At 61.7% G+C, this 17,319-nt stretch carries 12 protein-coding genes and 1 tRNA gene; 2 read left to right on the plus strand and 11 right to left on the minus strand.

Annotation, left to right across the window (positions count from 1 at the left end):
* The first annotated feature begins 82 nt into the window (after window positions 1–82).
* A complete protein-coding gene (locus CD351_RS06935; protein ID WP_111991919.1) occupies window positions 83–2,317 on the plus strand; it encodes a TonB-dependent receptor in 2,235 nt (744 codons plus the stop codon).
* A 107-nt stretch (window positions 2,318–2,424) separates the two neighbouring features.
* Here the strand turns inward: CD351_RS06935 and CD351_RS06940 are convergent, their stop codons facing one another.
* The 8 genes from CD351_RS06940 to infA form a co-directional block, all read right to left on the minus strand.
* Complete coding sequence (locus CD351_RS06940) at window positions 2,425–5,352, minus strand: pitrilysin family protein (RefSeq protein ID WP_111991920.1); 2,928 nt, start codon at window positions 5,350–5,352, stop codon at window positions 2,425–2,427.
* Window positions 5,353–5,403: 51 nt separating this feature from the next.
* On the minus strand, window positions 5,404–6,861 hold the full coding sequence (locus CD351_RS06945) for a caspase family protein (RefSeq protein ID WP_111991921.1): 1,458 nt from the start codon (window positions 6,859–6,861) through the stop codon (window positions 5,404–5,406).
* A gap of 79 nt (window positions 6,862–6,940) precedes the next feature.
* Entirely contained in the window at window positions 6,941–7,744 is an 804-nt protein-coding gene (purC, locus tag CD351_RS06950) for a phosphoribosylaminoimidazolesuccinocarboxamide synthase (RefSeq protein ID WP_111991922.1), read from the minus strand.
* A 27-nt stretch (window positions 7,745–7,771) separates the two neighbouring features.
* Window positions 7,772–7,846, minus strand: a tRNA-Phe gene (locus CD351_RS06955).
* Window positions 7,847–7,969: 123 nt separating this feature from the next.
* The gene (locus CD351_RS06960) at window positions 7,970–8,191 is read right to left on the minus strand and encodes a DNA gyrase inhibitor YacG (protein WP_111991923.1); all 222 of its coding nucleotides are present in this window, start codon (window positions 8,189–8,191) and stop codon (window positions 7,970–7,972) included.
* Window positions 8,188–9,189: a ribonuclease E/G gene (locus tag CD351_RS06965; RefSeq protein ID WP_111991924.1), complete on the minus strand. Its 1,002-nt coding sequence runs from the start codon at window positions 9,187–9,189 to the stop codon at window positions 8,188–8,190. Before CD351_RS06965 ends, CD351_RS06960 begins: the two co-directional genes overlap by 4 nt.
* Window positions 9,182–9,754, minus strand: a complete 573-nt coding sequence (locus CD351_RS06970; protein ID WP_111991925.1) for a nucleoside triphosphate pyrophosphatase — start codon at window positions 9,752–9,754, stop codon at window positions 9,182–9,184. Before CD351_RS06970 ends, CD351_RS06965 begins: the two co-directional genes overlap by 8 nt.
* Before the next feature lie 12 nt (window positions 9,755–9,766).
* Window positions 9,767–10,012, minus strand: a complete 246-nt coding sequence (gene infA / locus CD351_RS06975) for a translation initiation factor IF-1 (protein ID WP_007163491.1) — start codon at window positions 10,010–10,012, stop codon at window positions 9,767–9,769.
* A gap of 244 nt (window positions 10,013–10,256) precedes the next feature.
* Between infA and CD351_RS06980 the strand changes: the two genes are divergently transcribed.
* The gene (locus tag CD351_RS06980) at window positions 10,257–13,427 is read left to right on the plus strand and encodes a hypothetical protein (RefSeq protein WP_162627646.1); all 3,171 of its coding nucleotides are present in this window, start codon (window positions 10,257–10,259) and stop codon (window positions 13,425–13,427) included.
* Window positions 13,428–13,452: 25 nt separating this feature from the next.
* Here CD351_RS06980 and CD351_RS06985 read toward each other — a convergent pair whose 3' ends face one another.
* The 3 genes from CD351_RS06985 to CD351_RS06995 all read right to left on the minus strand — a co-directional run bounded on the left by CD351_RS06985 (window position 13,453) and on the right by CD351_RS06995 (window position 17,275).
* Complete coding sequence (locus CD351_RS06985) at window positions 13,453–14,265, minus strand: triacylglycerol lipase (protein ID WP_111991927.1); 813 nt, start codon at window positions 14,263–14,265, stop codon at window positions 13,453–13,455.
* 86 nt (window positions 14,266–14,351) lie between these two features.
* A complete protein-coding gene (locus CD351_RS06990; protein WP_234027267.1) occupies window positions 14,352–15,962 on the minus strand; it encodes a wax ester/triacylglycerol synthase family O-acyltransferase in 1,611 nt (536 codons plus the stop codon).
* 188 nt (window positions 15,963–16,150) lie between these two features.
* Window positions 16,151–17,275: an NAD(P)/FAD-dependent oxidoreductase gene (locus tag CD351_RS06995; RefSeq protein ID WP_234027289.1), complete on the minus strand. Its 1,125-nt coding sequence runs from the start codon at window positions 17,273–17,275 to the stop codon at window positions 16,151–16,153.
* Between the last annotated feature and the right edge of the window lie 44 nt (window positions 17,276–17,319).

Here is a 17,319-nt window from a genome sequence, read left to right on the forward strand (position 1 = left end):
CTGACATCTCGCTCGAATCGGCCAAATCTGTAAGGGCAAGCCTCGTTAATCCTCCCAAGCCACGCAAACATGAGGCTCAATCATGTCCACCCATATCTGCAATGCGCGCACATTCTGGGCGTGTTCTACCGCTATCTCGGCAGCAGCCATGCTCGCCGCCGCACCTGCCGCCGCGCAGGATAACGAAACCGATGAGGGTGCATCTGAAGGCCAGCTCGGCTCGATCATCGTCACCGCCAACCGCCGCGAGGAAAACCTTCAGGACGTCGCGATCTCGGCTGACGTTCTCGGGCAAGAGCGGATCGACAACATCTTTGCGTCGGCCGCAGACACGACTGCGCTGGCAGGAACCGTTCCCGGCCTCAACGTCGAAAGCTCGAACGGACGCGTCGCACCGCGCTTCTACATTCGCGGCCTCGGAAACACCGATTTTGACCTTGCGGCATCGCAGCCGGTTTCGGTCATCATGGACGACATCGTCCTTGAGAACGTGACGCTCAAGAGTTTCCCGATTTTCGACGTGGAGCGGATCGAAGTCCTTCGCGGGCCGCAGGGCACGCTGTTCGGCCGCAACACCCCGGCTGGCATCGTCAAGATCGACACCGTCAAGCCGAGCACGACCGACACCAGCGTCAACGTCGGCCTTTCGGGCGGTTCGTTCGGCACGATCACCGGTCAGGCTGCCGTTGGCGCACCGATCATCGACGACACGCTTGGTGTCCGTGTCTCCACCCAGCTCCAGCGTCGCAGCGACTGGATCGACAACGGCTTTACCGGCGAGGAAAACGTCCTTGGCGGTTACACCGATTTCGCGATCCGTGGTCAGCTCCTGCTGACACCGGATGAAGCCAACCGTTTCTCGATGCTGGCATCGGTACAGTTCCGCGATCTCGACGGCAGTTCGACCTTCTTCCGCGCCAACGCCATCGACGTGGGCGACAACGACCTGCGTGACGATTTCGACCGTCAAACCGTGTTCTACGATGGTGGTGGCGGCAACGAGGCCAATTACCAGCAGTTCGGCGCGTCGCTGAAGATGGATTACGAGTTCGACGGTGCTACGTTGACTTCGATCACCGGCTATTACGAAAGCGACGGATCGAGCCGTGGCGACGTCGATGGCGGCAACCTCGTTACCGGCCCGGGCTTCATTCCGTTCCCGTCGGACACGCAGGATTCGATCGATCTGCAGCAGTACACGCAGGAAATCCGTCTCGCCTCGAATGGCGACGGCCCGCTTAGCTGGCAGGTCGGCGGCTTCTATTTCGACAGCGACTTCGACGTGACCACGGTTGGCTTCACCTTCCCGCCGCCGGTCACCGTCAACCACACAAACGAAGCATGGGCTGTCTTTGGCCAGCTTTCATATCAGCTGACCGAGATGCTGCGCGTCACCGGCGGCCTTCGCTACACCGATGACGAGAAGGACTTCTTCGTCGTTTCGGGCGCTGCTCCGCAGCCGGTTTCGGTTCAGGATGACAACATCGACTGGGACATCAGCCTGTTCGCTGACCTGTCGGACGACACCAGCATCTATGGCCGCGTCGCGAATGCGTTCCGCGCTCCGACCATTCAGGGCCGTGACGTTGCCTTCTTCAACCCGCCGAGCACCGCCGGGAGCGAAGACATCACCAGCTTCGAAGTCGGCTTCAAGAGCGAGCTTGCTGACCGCCGCGTCCGCATCAACGGCGCGGTGTTCTACTACACCGTCAACGATCCGCAGTTCACTGCGGTCGGCGGCGCGGGCAACCTTGTTCAGCTGATCAACGCAAACGAAGGCGAGGCTTACGGCTTCGAACTCGACACCGCGTTCCAGATCACGCCTGACTTCGTCGTCACTCTGGGCGTTGCGTACAACGACACCGAGATTCAGGACCCGAACCTCGAAGTCGGCACCTGCGCACAGTGCACCGTCACCGACCCGACCCGCACGATTCCGGGCGCATTTGGCCCGGTGACATTCGCGAACGTGGACGGGAACCCGTTCCCCAACGCGCCTGAATGGAGCGGCGACTTCACCGCCGAATACACGCTGCCCGTCGGTGCGAATGACGAATTCTTCGTCTTCACCGACTGGGTGGTCCTCGGCGAGACGAACTTCCTGCTCTACGAAAGCCTCGAATTCAACGCCGACAGCCGCATCGAAGGCGGTCTTCGCATCGGCTATCGCGGTAATGGCGGCGAATACGAAGTCTCGGCCTTTGCGCGTAACATCACCAACGAGGTGAACGTTCTGGGCGTGGTCGATTTCAACAACAACACCGCATTCGTGAACGAACCGCGCGTGTTTGGGGTTGCAGTCAACTTCAACTACTAAGTATCAGATTGAACTGGGTCCGGTTGCTCACTTCGGGAGGCAATCGGAACTGAAACAAGGAGAACCGGCAGGAGGCGACCTGCCGGTTCTTTTTGTTTGTGAGCGGTTCAGCGCTGGATCACGCGGGCGGGCGGGGCCTGCCGCATCGTGCTGAGGTCAACAGGTGGGCGCGTGATGCCAGTCACTTTCGGCAGAACGAGAAATTCCACCGCATCCTCTGGCGAGAGGTACTGCGCAGCGGCGGTCTGCAAGTCCTCAGCCGTCACCGCTTTCAGCAATTCGGGGCTCTCGAACCAGCGGCCCAGCCTGTCGGCCTGGCTTTGCGCGCGGTCCGCCAGGTTCATCCAGCCACCCAGGCTCTTGAGCGCATTGTCGTAAGCCTCAAGCATGGGCTTTCGCGCCCGTTCGATCAGGTCGGGGTCGATCCTGCCTTCGCGGAAATCTGAAAGAAGTTCGCGAAACACGCCGCGTACGGTTTCGAGCTCGCTCGCCCCGACCGGTGCGAACAGGGTGAAGGTGCCATAGCCGGGATAGACGTTGCTTGTGAAACTTGTGGCCTGCGTCGAATAGGCCTGCCCCAGATCTTCACGCAGTCGGTCTGTAAGCGCGATCCGCATTGCCCGTGCAAGCAACTGAAGCTCGATTGTTTCGGTATGGTCGCTGTCGTCGCGCGTGGGCCAGATCATGCGCACCCATGCCTGATCCTCTTCGCCGCTATGGCGCACGACCTTCTCGCCGCGGTCCTCGGTAAAGGTTCGGGTCCGCGCAGCCTCGCGCGGTTGGAAGTCGATTTCGCGAGGGGGCAGGGCGCCAAGCGTCGATGCGACGCTCGCAATGGCGGCATCTTCGTCGATATCGCCGACCAGCGCGACTTCGATTGCGCCGTTTTCGAACCGGTCTGAGATCACGTTTGCCAGCTGGTCATAGTCCTTGGCGAAAAACGCCTCGCGGCTTTGCAGACTGAAGCGCGGGTCGCCATCCGACAGGATTTTTCCGCTGACCTCTCCATAAGCGCTTGCCGGGGTCGATCCCATCGCATCGAAGAAGTTGTCGATGTTCCGCCTGAACTGGTCGATGCCTTCCGGGCGGTAGCCGGGGTCTGTGATTCCCGCGGCGACCAGCTGCAACTGCAATTCAAGGTCGCGCGGCGTCGTCCCGCCTGCAAAGCTGAAAGTATCCGAGCCTGCCGCGACGTTGAGCCTGACGCTGCGCCCGGCAAGGATGGTCTGCAATTCATCGCGGCTGTGCTGCCCAAGGCCGCCAAGAGGGAGCGAGGTGACCAGATAGGTCGCAAGCGGGTCTTCACGCGTGTTCAGCAGGCTCCCCCCGTCGAGCAGCACGCGAAAGCTCACCCGATCCTCGCGGATATCGGTCTGTTTGATCGTCAGGCGCACGCCATTGTCAAAGGTGACGTAACGAAAGCCGAAACGATCATCGCGCGTGTCCGACACGATAGTTCCGGGCTCGCCAAAGTCGGTGTATGCGAACTGCGCAGAGCCCGTGTCGGCAGGCGCCGCAATCGGCAGGGCCATCGCTTCGACAAATGCCGCGCGCAGCGCCGCTTCGCCGCCTTCTGGCGCGGTTCGTCCCTGAAACCGGATGAGCGGATCGTCGATCGGCAAAAGGTCTGCCTTGAGTAAGGCGAAAACGTCTTCCGGAGTTATCCCTTCAACGGTCTGGTTGAACCGGACGAGCGCGTCCTCGGGTAAGGTCGGGACGACGTCGTCGGCGACAAGCCTGAGTGCCGAGCCCACGAAAAAGCCATTCGCCCGCGTTTCAGCGCCAGCGACCTGGTTCTCAATCGCGGTGCGGCCATTGGCGACCTGTTCGTCGACCTCGGCCTGTGTGAAGCCGTAGGCCAGCGCCTGATTGACCTCGCGCACGGCAGCGAGCAGGCCGTCGCGCCATTGGCCGTTTTCGGTCGAGATCGTGATAGAGTTTGTGCGCGCGTCCTCAAATATCTCGCCCATGCTGAACCGCGCGCCGGAGAAGGGTGCATCCTCCTGCCGTGTAAGGCGCGACAGACGCCTCGCAATGATGTTCATCCCGATGGAGCGCAGCAAATTCTCGCGCCGCGTGGCCAGCGTGTCGGGTCGGTCAATCCACGGGCCAAGCGCGGTGATGGTAACCGATTCCGAAAGCGCAGGGTCGATGTAGATATCGGTTTCACCGCGACGTGTGATGTCGACCGGTCCGGCCTCCGGCTCGACCGGTGCGGGTGCGGGGGCCCAGTCGGAGAAACGCTCCCGGATAGCGGCTTCCATCACTTCGACCGGGAAGTCCCCGACAATCACCAGAACGGTGTTGCTGGGCGTGTAGGTGCGCTCGTACAGGCTCCTCAATTGCGCTGCGCTCGCGTTTTCGAGCGCCTCCAGGGTGCCGATGGGCAGGCGTTCGATGAAACGCGCGCCCGGCGCCACGAACTCAAGGCCGTCCTCGCGCGCTTTTTGGGCGAAATTGCGCCTGTCGCGTCTCTCTGAAAGGACGACGCCGCGCTCGCGCTCAACCGCATCTTCGGCGATGGTCAGTTCGCTTGCTGTCTCACGCATCAGCATCAAAGCAGTGCCCAGCAGATCCTCGTCATTGCGAGGCAGGTTGAGCATGTAGGTGATCGCGTCGAAGCCGGTCGACGCATTCGTATCTGCGCCAAACGCAAGCCCCTCGCGTTCGAGCAGCGCGATCATCTCGCCCTCGGGAATGCCCTTCGATCCGTTGAAGGCCATGTGCTCAAGATAATGCGAAAGCCCGCGCTCGGCTTCGTTTTCAGCCAGCGAGCCGGAATCGATCCTCATGCGCACCATCGCGGTTCCCTCTGGCGTCGCATTTTCGCGCAAGATGTAGCGCATGCCATTTTCGAGCACCCCAAAGGTGTAGCCCGGATCGACCGGGATATCGCTCTGTTCAAAATACCATGTCGGCTCCCCCGAGTATTCCACTGAGGGGGCAGCATCCTGCGCGGCAAGAGTGCTGGTGAGAGCGATGTTGGGAAGGGCAAGCAGGAGGCCGGCAGCGAAAGCGCGCGTCGGAAAATTCATAAGCGGGGAAGTGTCCTAAAGTCTCATGGATAAATCGGAAGGTCGCCGCGCCTACCCGGCGGTGTCGCGGGCGAGTGCATCGGGATCGTCCAGCGCTTCGCGGATCAACACGAAATTGACAGGGAAGGGGAAGGTGGCGACGCGAACGTCGAGGTTGCCATCATCGCGAAGGGTCATGACGGTGTCGCCGTTCAAAAGGATATCGCGACTAAGATATTCGCCGTTCTCGCCCTTGCGCACGTTGATCGCCACGACTTGTTCGGGCTCCACGCGGAAAAGCAGCGCATGGTTCCAGCCATCGACCGCAAAGGCGCGGCCACGCTCTATCCTGAGGCGTTTGTCGTTGGTGGAAATGCGCCAGACCCCGTCAATCGCGAGCGGCGCGCCGAGGTCCACCGCATAGCGATCAGGCAGCGCCGCGCCGAGCGATATGATCCACGGTTTCTCGCTCTCGATCTCGCCTCCGGTGGCTGTCGGGTCCAGCAATTGCGCAATATTGGCCTCGGCAAAACGGGCGTAAGCGCCATCCGGGAATTGTTCTTTGTAGGCGCGGTAGGATTGCACCGTGTCGGTGCGCGCAGCGGATAGCCATGCCTGCTCGTCCAATGCGGCGGTGTCGGTGCTTTCGATGCCCCGCGTGGAGGAGAGCGCGTCGGTGGCATCAGCGAAATTCACCAGCGGCGCGGTGTTTGCTCCTGGCGCCTCGTCTTCGGAATAGAGCCCGGTCAGCCACGCCATCTGTGTGTCGGGCCCCTCGACAAGGAATAGCGGCCTGCCGGTCATCGACGCGGAGATGAAAGGCCGCTGTTCGCCATCGGTCGCGGCCAGCACATCGTCTCGCACCATTCCGCCGAGCAATTGCACCGGCAATCCGGGCTGCACGATCCGGCGTGCCAGCGCGAGCGCAAAGGGCGAGTTGCCGCCAGCCCCGTCGAACGCGAAATTGCCCGGCGCGGCGGCATAGATCACCAGCATGTCGTCGACCTCAAGCGGGGCAAGGCCGCGTGAGACGCTGCGATTGTCGTCGGTCCAGCGCACGGCGAAGGGGTTGTTGCGGCACGCATCGAGTACCGCGATCCTGAGCTTGGCGCCCTCGATCGTGTCGAGGACCCTGCCAAACTCGACCGCTTCGAACGGCAGGTCCTTTTCGGCGTTGAGAGCCGCATCGACGGGGAGCAACCAGTTGGTGCCTTTGCTCTCGACCCCATGCCCTGCGTAATAGACCAGAGCCGTCTGCGCTCCGTCAGCCTTCTGGCGAAAGGTGCGAAGCTGGTTCATGAATTCAGGGCGCGCGACGTTCGAGGCAAGCTCAACCGTGTCGAACCCCGCCTCGCGCAGTGCCCCGGCGATCAACCCGGCATCACGTCCGGGATTGGCAAGCTGCGAGGTGTGTTCGTAATCCGAATTGGCGATGACAAGCGCGACTTTCTGCGCGCTCGCGGCGGCAGGCAGTGCGAGCAGGAATGCGGCCCAAGCAAATGTCAGTAATGGATGCGCCCATCTCCCCATGCAGGTGAGAATACGCGCTCTTCAGATCAGGTCCAGTCTAATCGGGTCGCAGGTCCGCAAGGGCCCACATCCACCGCCACTACTTCTTGACAGGAGGCGTTCCGCGCAGGCGCGAGCGGTGGCTGGAAAGGTCGAACACTTCGCCCGGACCGTTGTCTTCCTGTTGCAGGAGGCCGAGACGGCGAGCGACCTCGCGATAGGCTTCTTCTTCACCGCCAAGATCGCGGCGGAAGCGGTCCTTGTCGAGCTTTTCGCCGCTCGCCATGTCCCACAAACGGCAGCCATCCGGGCTGATTTCATCGGCAAGGATCACGCGGCTGTAATCGCCATCGTAAAGCCGGCCAAACTCCAGTTTGAAGTCGACAAGGCGAATGTCGATTGCTGCGAACATTCCGCACAGGAAATCGTTGATACGGATCGCCATCGAGGAAATGTCGTGCATCTCCTCGTTCGAAGCCCAGTTGAAACAGGCGATATGCTCTTCGGCGACCAGCGGATCGCCCAGCGAATCGTCCTTGTAGTAATACTCGATCAGCGTGTGCGGCAGCGGTTCGCCTTCCTCGATGCCGAGGCGCTTCGAAATCGAGCCCGCCGCAACATTGCGCAAGACCACTTCGATCGGAATGATCTCGACCTGCCGCACCAATTGTTCGCGCATGTTGAGGCGGCGGATGAAGTGCGTCGGGATGCCGATATGCGAAAGGCGCGTGAAAACATGCTCGCTGATGCGATTGTTGATCACGCCCTTGCCGTTGATCGTGCCTTTTTTCTCGGCATTGAAGGCGGTTGCGTCATCCTTGAAATACTGGATGAGCGTGCCCGGTTCTGGACCCTCATAAAGGATCTTGGCCTTGCCTTCGTAGATTTTGGAGCGGCGGGACATCGACAGAAATTCCCCTTTTGCTGCGAATGGTGCCCGGGGGCGGAATCGAACCACCGACACGCGGATTTTCAATCCGCTGCTCTACCCCTGAGCTACCCGGGCATTCGCTGCGGCGACGAGGACGTTAGCGCATTTACGCTGCCCCGGCGAGCCAATGAGAGCGGCGCTATGGCGAAGCTGGCGGACCTTGGCAAGAGGGAAAAGGGAGCTAGTCGCCCCTTTTTCCTAATCCTGTGTATCCCAGTCACGTGATGCGGCGGTTTCCGGATCGACCGGCTCGCCGGGAACCGAATATCCATCGCCAAACCAACGCGCGAGATCGCGATCCTTGCAGCGCTCTGAGCAGAAGGGCGTGAACGGATTCTCCTGTGCGCTACCGCTTTGCTGCTTGAGCGCGTGGTCGCGCGGTTTCTTGCAGATCGGGCAGGGCTTGCTGGTTCTCGTCATGTGCTGACGACTTGGGCATGAGGCGCTTCGAGCGCAAGGCCGGGATCGGTCTCGATCTGCAAGGGGCGGCCTGTGCGGCGCTCCACGTCTGTGATCCAGTCGTCCTTGATCTTGGCCTTGAGCGCAGGGTGGATGCGCAGCAATGTGATACCCGCGCCCGTGGCGCGTTCTGCCACGCGTATCGCATAACGCGCGCATAAGGCGGTGCGCGACGCCGCGAAACGGTGGAGGAGCGAGGGACCTTCAAGCCGCGCGACGATCTGCACGAAGCCAAATCCGTTCATAGAGGTGCGCTCATGCGACCAGTTGGCGAGCGCTTGTTCGAGCGCTTCGTCAACCGCACGGCGATCCGCTTTCGCCTCCAGAGTGGGAAAGTCGATGCCGATATTCCCGCCAATATCGAACCAGCGCAGCGCCTTGGCGATGGCTGGCACAGCGGCGAGCGCAAGGTCGCGGGGTGCAAGGTCGCCATCGATGTCGATGACCGTCATGGCCGGGGTCACGCTGCACAGGATTTCACCGCCTGTAAATGCGATTGTGCCCGAAGATGCCGAGTGCCACACCTCTTCCCAGTCGCCCATCTCGAACTGGCTTACGCTGTCGCCGAGGACGAAGAGGTCCTTGGTCCGCGGTTCCTCCGCAGCGGTTTGTGCATCGTCAAAGGGCTGGCTGCCGACCATGAAGCAGCGACCCTGCGCGCGCTTGAGCCGACCGCGTTCCGCGATGGGAGCGCGGGTGATGCGTACTCCGATCTGAACGCCCTCGGTCGCTTCGGGCGGCAACTGGTCGACCAGCACTTCCTGCCCGGTTTCGAGCGTTGCGGTGCCTCGCTTTCTGCCTGCCGCCTTGGAAGTCAGCTTTGCGAAAAGCCTGTTGCCGGCGCTGATTTCGCCCGGCCATCTCAGCTTGGCTGCGACGATCTCGCCATTCTCGATCAGCAGCGCACGGGTTTCGCCGATCCCGTGCTCCACAAGCCAATTGGTCCCGGTATCAACCAATCTGGAAACCCGCCGCTTTCAGCAGCGCCCGTGTTTCATAAAGCGGCAGGCCCATCACGCCCGAATGGCTCCCGCGCATCCACTGGATCAGCGCCTCGGCCTGACCCTGGATCGCGTAGCCGCCTGCCTTGCCGCGCCATTCGCCGCTGGCAATATAGCTCGCGATTTCCTCGTCGGAGAGGTTCTTGAAGCGAACGATATTCTCATTCAGCCGTTCGCGCAGCGACCCGTCGGGTGAGCGAAGGACCACGCTGGAAAGCACCACGTGCCGCCTGCCTGAAAGCAGCTTCAGGCAATCGCGCGCTTCGCCTTCGTCCTCGGTCTTGGGGAGGATGCGGCGCCCTGCGGCGACCACGGTATCGCCAGCCAGAACATGTCCCTGTGCCGCCACGGCAAACGCCTTTTCGCGGCCCATGCGAAGCGCATAGTCGCGTGGCCGCTCATTCTTCAGCGGCGTCTCGTCGATATCGGCAGGTGTGACCGCATCGGGCGTCACGCCCAGACGCGCCAGAAGGTCGCGCCGTCGCGGCGAGGCCGATGCGAGAGTGAGGTGGAGCGCGCCCATCAGCGCGGCCGCTTACTGAGGTCCGGGACCGCCGCGGCCCGGCATGAAGCGATAGGTGATGCGCGCCTTGGTGAGGTCATACGGCGTCAGTTCGCAAAGCACTTCGTCACCCACAAGCACGCGGATGCGGTTCTTGCGCATCTTGCCCGCCGTGTGACCCAGCACTTCATGGCCGTTTTCAAGCTCTACCCGGAACATCGCATTGGGCAGCAGCTCGACGACGCGCCCGCGCATTTCGAGAAGTTCTTCCTTGGCCATGTAATTCCTTGCGTTTCTGATTGTCGGCGAAAGGTCGTTCGCCGTGCAGTTGGTCGTTCTGCGCGGGCCATTTAGCGATGGAAGCACGAAAAGGGAAGAGCGAGGCGTTACCGGGCGGTCACACGCGCGCGGGCGCACGGGGCGGTTTGTTGCATCCAGACGGACCTTTCTTGCGTTGCTCGCGTTGCACTTTGATACAATTCAGCCGCTTGCCGCTCGCAAGAATCCGCTCAAAAGGGCCTCGATGATCCTCACTCCCCTATCCCGCACCGCCCTTCTGGCGGGGGTAAGCTCTGTAGCATTTGCAGCCGCCCCGCTTTCGGCTCAGGACACGAGTACCGAAGAGCAGGCCCCTTCCGCTGAGGAGCAAGCGGGCTCACCCGATCAACGCGAACGTCAATCGGGTGAGGAGTTTGGTACCGGATCGGGCGAGATCATCGTCTCCGGCAACCGCCTTCGTGGACAGCTTGACGTCGAACAGGCGCCGCTGCTTGAGCTTGATACCGAGGCCATTGCTGCCGAGGGCGTGACCTCGATTGCCGACCTCATCACGCAGATCACCAACCAGACCGGTTCGGCGCGTGGCAGAGGCGATGGCGGTCGGCCCGTCATTCTCATCAACGGTATCCGCGTCGGCTCTTTTCGCGAGTTTGCAAACTATCCTCCCGAGGCGCTTGAGCGGGTCGAGGTCTTCCCCGAAGAGACCGCACAGCGTTTTGGTTTTCCGCCTGATCGCCGGGTTATCAACCTGATCCTCAAGGACAATTACCGAAACGCAGAGGTGGAGTTCGAATTCGAAGGCCCCACGCGCGGCGGATATTACCAGCGCGAGCAGGAGCTGGGTTTCCTCCAGATCGCCGATGGCGCGCGGATCAATTTCAACTTTGAGGCATCGGACAATTCGCTCCTGACCGAAGACGAGCGGGACATCATCCAGACGCCGGGTTCGACGTCCGACGTGGCGGGCGATCCCGATCAGGCCGAATTTCGCAGCCTCGTCGCCGATGCGCGCGGGCTTCAGGCCAATGTCAGCTATGCCAAAGCGCTGATCGACAGCGGTATCTCGCTTTCGGCCAACGCAAATTACAACCGCAGCGATCGCCGCTCTTTGCGCGGTCTGAACACGGTTACGCTGACCGATGCGGACGGTAACAGCGCGCTGCGCACCTTCGGAGCGGAAAACCCGCTCGAACAGATCACGTCGAGCGACAGCGCCTCGATTTCCGGCTCGCTCAACAAACCTGTTCGCGCTTTTCAGCTGACCACCACTTTCGATGCAAACCTTTCGGAAACGACGCAGGACATCGATCAACGCTTCGATGTTTCTGGGCTTCAGGCCGACGCGCTTGCCGGGACTCTGGCACTCGACGGCGCTTTGCCGACGAGCGCCGATGCCGGGTTCGACACTGCATTCACACGCTCTATCTCGGGCGAGACGCTGACGACCCTGCGCGGTCCCATCGCCAACTTGCCGGGCGGAGAGCTTCTGGCGACATTCGATGGGGGAGGGAACTGGCAAAGGATCGAAAGCGAAGACACGCGCTCGCTGAACGATATCGGCCTGACCCGCCGCGTGCTCACAACCGGTGCCAATTTCGTGGTTCCGATCACGAGCCGCCGGAACGGGTTCGCGGATGCACTTGGTAGCTTTACCCTGAACGCGCAGATCGGGATCGACGATATCTCCGATTTCGGCACGTTGGGAGATTACACTCTCGGCCTGACCTGGGCGCCGTTCGACAATCTCGACCTTTCCGCGACCTATATTGTGCGCGAAGTCGCACCGGGTCTGGGCGCGCTGGGTAATCCTCAGGTCGTCAACCTGAATACGCCCGTCTTCGATTTCACCAATGGCGAAACCGTGCTTGCGACCGTCATCACGGGCGGCAACCCGGACTTGCTCGCCGAAACACAGCGTGACTGGAAGTTCGCGGCCAACTGGGAGCTTCCATTCTGGTCAGGCACGCGCTTTACGGTTGAATACATTCGCAACCGTTCGGATGACGTGATCGCAGGCTTCCCGCAGATCACGCCTGAGATAGAGGCGGCGTTTCCGGGCCGCGTCATCCGCGATGGCGGTGGGCAGATTGTTTCGGTCGACCGCCGTGCGGTAACCTTTGCCGAGACGCGCGCGGATCGCTTGCAATTCAGCCTGTTTTTCCGGGGTAGCATAGGCGCTGGTGAGCAGCGCGGTGGGCCTCCCGGTGGTGGAGGCGGACCGCAGCGTGGGCGTCCGCCGCAGGCTTCGGGTTTAGGCTCCGGCGGACCGCCCCAAGGCGCTCGCGGTCCCGGTAATGGTGGCGGACCGCCCAGCGCGGAGCAGCGCGAGGCCTTCATGCAATTCCGGGAACGGATCTGCGCCGATGATGGTCTCGAAGTGCTGACCCGGCTTGCCGATGCTGTTGCCAATGGGGAGGACCCTTCCACGATCGTTCCCGGTTTCGATGCACAGCGTTTTGCGCGCCTGCTCGACCGTGTGCGCGGCGAAGACGGCGAGATCGATCCTGAGCGACTTGCGCAGGCCCGCACCCGGATTTGCAGTTTCGACCCGGCGAGCATGGGGCCAGGGGCAAGCAGCGGGAGCGGCGAGGGCGGATCTCCGGGCGCGCCGGGTGGTGGACGCCGCGAAGGCTTTGCTGCCTTCCGCGCGATCGCCTGTGCGCAAGATGGTGCCGAACGGATCAAGGACCTGATCGCCCGCATTGACGCAGGCGAGGACGTCTCGGATGAGCTACCCGGTTTCGATCCGGCCATGGCAGGGCCGATGCTCGACCGGTTGCGCGATGAAGATGGGAACATCTCCGACGAACGCATTGCGCAGCTTCGCGGTCGTTTTTGCCAGGGCGGTGAAGGCGGACAAGGAGGCGGTCAGGGCGCGAGTGCAGGAGGCGGCGGTCCTCCGGGCGGCTTCAATCCGCTTGCGCGCCGCAGTTTCCAGGGTTTCCGCTATTTTGTGTCGCTCAACCACACGATTGAGCTGGAAAACGAGATCCTGATCGCGCCGGGCCTTGCGCCGCTGGATCAGCTCGATGGTCAGGGAACGGGCGCGTTTGGACTACCGCGTCATTCATCGCGGCTTGAGGCGGGCATCTTCGGCTCTGGCGTAGGGATGCGGCTCTCGGGGCGTTACACCGGATCAACCCGGCTTGACGGTACGGGCCAGCCGGGGTCGGCCGACCTGTTCTTCGGCGATCTCGCAACCTTCGACCTGCGCGTTTTTGCGAATATCGACGAGGTGTTCAAAAGCGAAAGTGAGGTGCTGAAGAACCTGCGCATATCCCTGCGCGCCGACAACGTCTTCGATGCTCAGCGGCAGGTGATCGACAGCAACGGCGAGACGCCGATCAACTTCCAACCCTTCCTGATCGACCCTGTGGGCCGATTTGTCGGCGTCGACATCCGAAAGCTGTTTTAATCCCGAAGCGAAGCGAGCCTCGCGCTTAGTTCACGCTCAGCTTCGGGAACAGCCAGCGCTGGAAAAGCGAGGGCGAAAAGGGCTGCCATCCGCCTTCATTTTGCGAGAGCCGGTCCGCCAGCGCGACCATCACCGACGGGTTCACTCCAAGGCCGAGATGGCTTGCGTGGACCACGATGTTCTCACTCGGGTGATCGCCTTCTTCCTGCACGCTCGCGCGCCAGTGGACCACGCCATCGGTCTTGGTCAGGATCGAAGTCGTCGGGACAGGCGGGGCGATGTGAAGCTCGTCGAACTTGCCTCTCTGGATGACCTTGGGCTGCGTCCCGTTAAGCAGTTCGAACAGCCGCTTGGCCGAAGAATGGCCGCGATCGTTGGAAAGCGGGCTGCCGAGGCTCGCGACGAGGCGCACCTTTTCGGGATGAAGCTTGGCAAGTTCACGCGCAAGCACACCGCCGAGGCTCCACCCGATCAGCGACACCTTGCGACCTGAAGTCTTGAAGAGCCGCGTCAGCTGGTTCTCCATCTTCATGACCGTCGCTTCGTTGACGCGCACGTTGCGGCCCGATTCCCACCCATGTGCATCGTAATTGAGATCGGTGAACAGGCGGCGCATCGGCACGGTCGAACGGTTCGAGGCCATGAAGCCGGGCAGGAACATCACTGAATGCCCATCGCCGCGTGGCAGCATCCGCATGGCGGGGAGCGCGGCATAGAAGGCGGCGAATTCGCCCATCGCGCGCCCTTCGGTCAGGGTCCAGAGCCGGTTGGGCGGCTGCGCTGTCCGTAGCTGCGGAGCTCCGGCAAACCCGGATTGGCTGGGGGCGATGCTCGCCATATGTTTTCTCCTGCTTGTGCGCCCGTTATGGTCTTATGCGGTACGCACTTGTTATTGTTATGATCCCGCGAAAACTTGGGTAGTCTCTATTTGGCCGGTTTGCTCTCGATCTTCTTTGTCGTGGGCTTGGGTTTGCGCTTCGCCGTCTTGGCGGTCGAAGTGGTTGCCGCCTTTTTGGCTGGCGCCTTCTTCGCCGGGGCGGCGCGCGTTGTCTTCTTGGCTGCGGGCTTTGCTGCCGTTTTGCGGGCGGGGGCCTTTGCCTTCGGACCCGCGTCCAGCGCCTTTGCCGCGGCCAGCATCTCATCGAAGCTGTCCTGAATGCACTGCGAGTAGAATTCCGGATCGGGCAGGATGTCGCGGCAGGCGGTGAAGCTGATATAGGCCTCATCGACATAGGATTGCACGACATGCGCAAGGCCAAGCCCGTCGGTCAGGCAGATGAGCGAGAGCGCCATGCTCTCCATCCGGGCGCCGCTCGAATAGATGTGAACGGGCGGACCGGGAACATTCGTGACCACCGTGTTGAACGGCATCGCCACCTTGTGAGCGAGGCTAACCCGGCTGAACAATTGCGCGCCCAGTGCCATGTAGAGCAGCGGATTGACCTTGCTCACTTCGGTCATGGTGCGCGCGCCCAATGCGTTGGTCATCGCCTTGGAATTGCTGGTCTGCTTGAAAACGTATTCGAGCCGTTCCTTAGGGTCGGCAATATGCGATCCGAGCGGCGCGATCATGGCTGCGACCTGGTTGCCCATGTCGCCTTTCTCATCGGTAGAGCGCACCGAAATCGGTGCCATCGCGGTCATTGTCGACTTGGGCAGATCGTTCTTGGCAGTAAGATATTTGTTGAGCGCACCGCCCACGACAGCGAGCGCAACGTCGTTGACTTTGGCCTCCGGCAGCAGAGCGCGGATCGACTTGAACTCGCCAAGGTCAAAAGTGCGCCCTTCGATTACGCGGTGCGGTGAAATGCTCTTGTTGAAGCGGGTGCGCGGCGGGACGATGTCGCTCGTCAGCTTGAAATCGCGCGAAACCAAACCCTTGATCGCGCTCGCAACGCCCGGAACCGCCTGCGCTGCAACCTGGGCCTGCTTGAGCGGGTTGAGCAGCGCGTTGAAATAGCTCTTGCCCAGCAGTTCGACCGGGCCGGGGATTTTTTCCGGCTTCCAGTCGTCGGGCTTGTTCGGGGGCGTTGTTGTGGGCGTTGTCGTATGCGTTGCCTCCATCAGGTCGATCCCGCTCATCCCGTCGATCGCGGCGTGATGGACCTTTGTGACGAAAGCGAAGCAACCCTCGGGATAGCCGCGAACATTGTCGAGCCCTTCGACCACGGTAAACTCCCATGGCGGACGGCTGAGATCGAGCGGGCGGGCGTGGATGCGCGCGGCCTGAATGCACAATTGCCGCCAGTCGCCCGGCTTGGGCAGGGCGACGTGACGGACGTGGTATTCAAGATCGAAATTGGGATCCTCGACCCAATAGGGATAATCAAGGTCGAACGGCACGCGGACCAGACGCTGGCGCATGGTGGTGGACAGCTGCAGCCGGTTCTCGATGAAATTCAGGATATCCTTGAAGCGGACAAAGCCGCCGGGCGCGGTTTCCGGATTGTAGATGAGGACGCTGCCGATGTGCATCGGCGAATTCGGTGATTCCATCGCGACGAACGATGAATCCATGCCCTGCAATTGACGCAAGCTGCCTCTCCATCTCCTCGCACGAAGTTGGCGAGGGCTGTCCCATCCGGCCCGTTATCGAGCTCTTTGACGATTGGTAGGCACGTTTCATCTGCGTGACAACCTTACGCGCCCGTGAAGTGGCGCACTTGTCACAATCTGTGAAATTTTATTGCGTTGCTGCTCGATGCCGAAGTTGACGCCAGCGCTCAGGCCAAAGCGTCGCCTGCGGCCACGCCGCTCGCCCAGGCCCACTGGAAGTTGTAGCCGCCAAGCCACCCGGTCACATCGACCGCTTCCCCGATCGCATAAAGGCCGGGGACTTTCTTTGCCTCCATCGTCTTGCTCGACAATTCGGAGGTCGAGATGCCGCCGATGGTGACTTCCGCCTTGGCGAAGCCCTCGGTTCCGCTCGGGGTAAAGCGCCAGTCTGCCAGCTGTTCGCCCGCCTTGCGCAGTTCCTTGTCCGAGACATTGCCAAGCTCGCGCTCAATCCCGATCCGGTCCGCCAGCGCATCGGCGAGCCTGTCGGGCAGGTGTTCGCGAAGCACGCTTTTCACGCTTGCGCGCGGGCGGTCGCGTTTGAGTTCGATCAGCCATTCACCATCGGCTTGCGGGACGAATGTGATCCCGACCTCCTCGCCATGGCGCCAATAGGATGAGATTTGCAGGATGGCCGGGCCCGACAGCCCATTATGCGTGAACAGCGCCGCTTCATCGAAGACCGTCTTGCCCGCGCGAGCCCGCACAGGCGCGGAGACGCCGGACAGCTCGCGAAACAGGACATCGTCGCCGCCCAGCGTGAGCGGGACGAGAGCGGGGCGCGGCTCGACCACCTTGAGGCCGAACTGGCGGGCGAGGTCGTAGGCAAAACCGGTTGCGCCCATTTTCGGGATGGAAGGGCCACCGGTCGCAATGACCAGGGCGGGGGCTGCGTAGTTTTCGCCCGATGCTGATACAGCGAAATCTTCACTGTCCTTCACAACCGCGCTCACATCGGCGTTGCATATGACGTCGACGCTTTCGGGACATTCATCGAGCAACATCTGCACGATCTGCTTGGCCGATCCGTCGCAAAACAGCTGGCCCAGCGTCTTTTCGTGCCACGCAATACCGTGGGCGTCGACAAGGTCGATGAAGTCCTGGGGCGTGTAGCGCGCCAGCGCAGATTTGGCGAAATGCGGATTGGCAGACAGGTAATTCGCAGGCCCGGCGTCGATATTGGTAAAATTGCAGCGCCCGCCGCCCGAAATCAGGATCTTCTTTCCGGGCCGGTCAGCCTTTTCGAGGACCGCCACGCGCTTGCCGGATTGGCCCGCTCTTGCAGCGCACATCAGGCCAGCGGCGCCGGCTCCAAGGATTATGACGTCGTAATGCT

Source organism: Erythrobacter sp. KY5 (genome assembly GCF_003264115.1).
Classification (GTDB): Bacteria; Pseudomonadota; Alphaproteobacteria; order Sphingomonadales; family Sphingomonadaceae; genus Erythrobacter.

Excerpts from the sequence above, each read along its gene's own strand:
- CD351_RS06935 (WP_111991919.1), top strand. The coding sequence starts at position 83 with ATGTCCACCCATATCTGCAATGCGCGCACATTCTGGGCGTGTTCTACC.
- CD351_RS06940 (WP_111991920.1), bottom strand. The coding sequence starts at position 5,352 with ATGAATTTTCCGACGCGCGCTTTCGCTGCCGGCCTCCTGCTTGCCCTT.
- CD351_RS06945 (WP_111991921.1), bottom strand. The coding sequence starts at position 6,861 with ATGGGGAGATGGGCGCATCCATTACTGACATTTGCTTGGGCCGCATTC.
- purC (WP_111991922.1), bottom strand. The coding sequence starts at position 7,744 with ATGTCCCGCCGCTCCAAAATCTACGAAGGCAAGGCCAAGATCCTTTAT.
- CD351_RS06960 (WP_111991923.1), bottom strand. The coding sequence starts at position 8,191 with ATGACGAGAACCAGCAAGCCCTGCCCGATCTGCAAGAAACCGCGCGAC.
- CD351_RS06970 (WP_111991925.1), bottom strand. The coding sequence starts at position 9,754 with ATGGGCGCGCTCCACCTCACTCTCGCATCGGCCTCGCCGCGACGGCGC.
- infA (WP_007163491.1), bottom strand. The coding sequence starts at position 10,012 with ATGGCCAAGGAAGAACTTCTCGAAATGCGCGGGCGCGTCGTCGAGCTG.
- CD351_RS06980 (WP_162627646.1), top strand. The coding sequence starts at position 10,257 with ATGATCCTCACTCCCCTATCCCGCACCGCCCTTCTGGCGGGGGTAAGC.
- CD351_RS06985 (WP_111991927.1), bottom strand. The coding sequence starts at position 14,265 with ATGGCGAGCATCGCCCCCAGCCAATCCGGGTTTGCCGGAGCTCCGCAG.
- CD351_RS06995 (WP_234027289.1), bottom strand. The coding sequence starts at position 17,275 with ATGTGCGCTGCAAGAGCGGGCCAATCCGGCAAGCGCGTGGCGGTCCTC.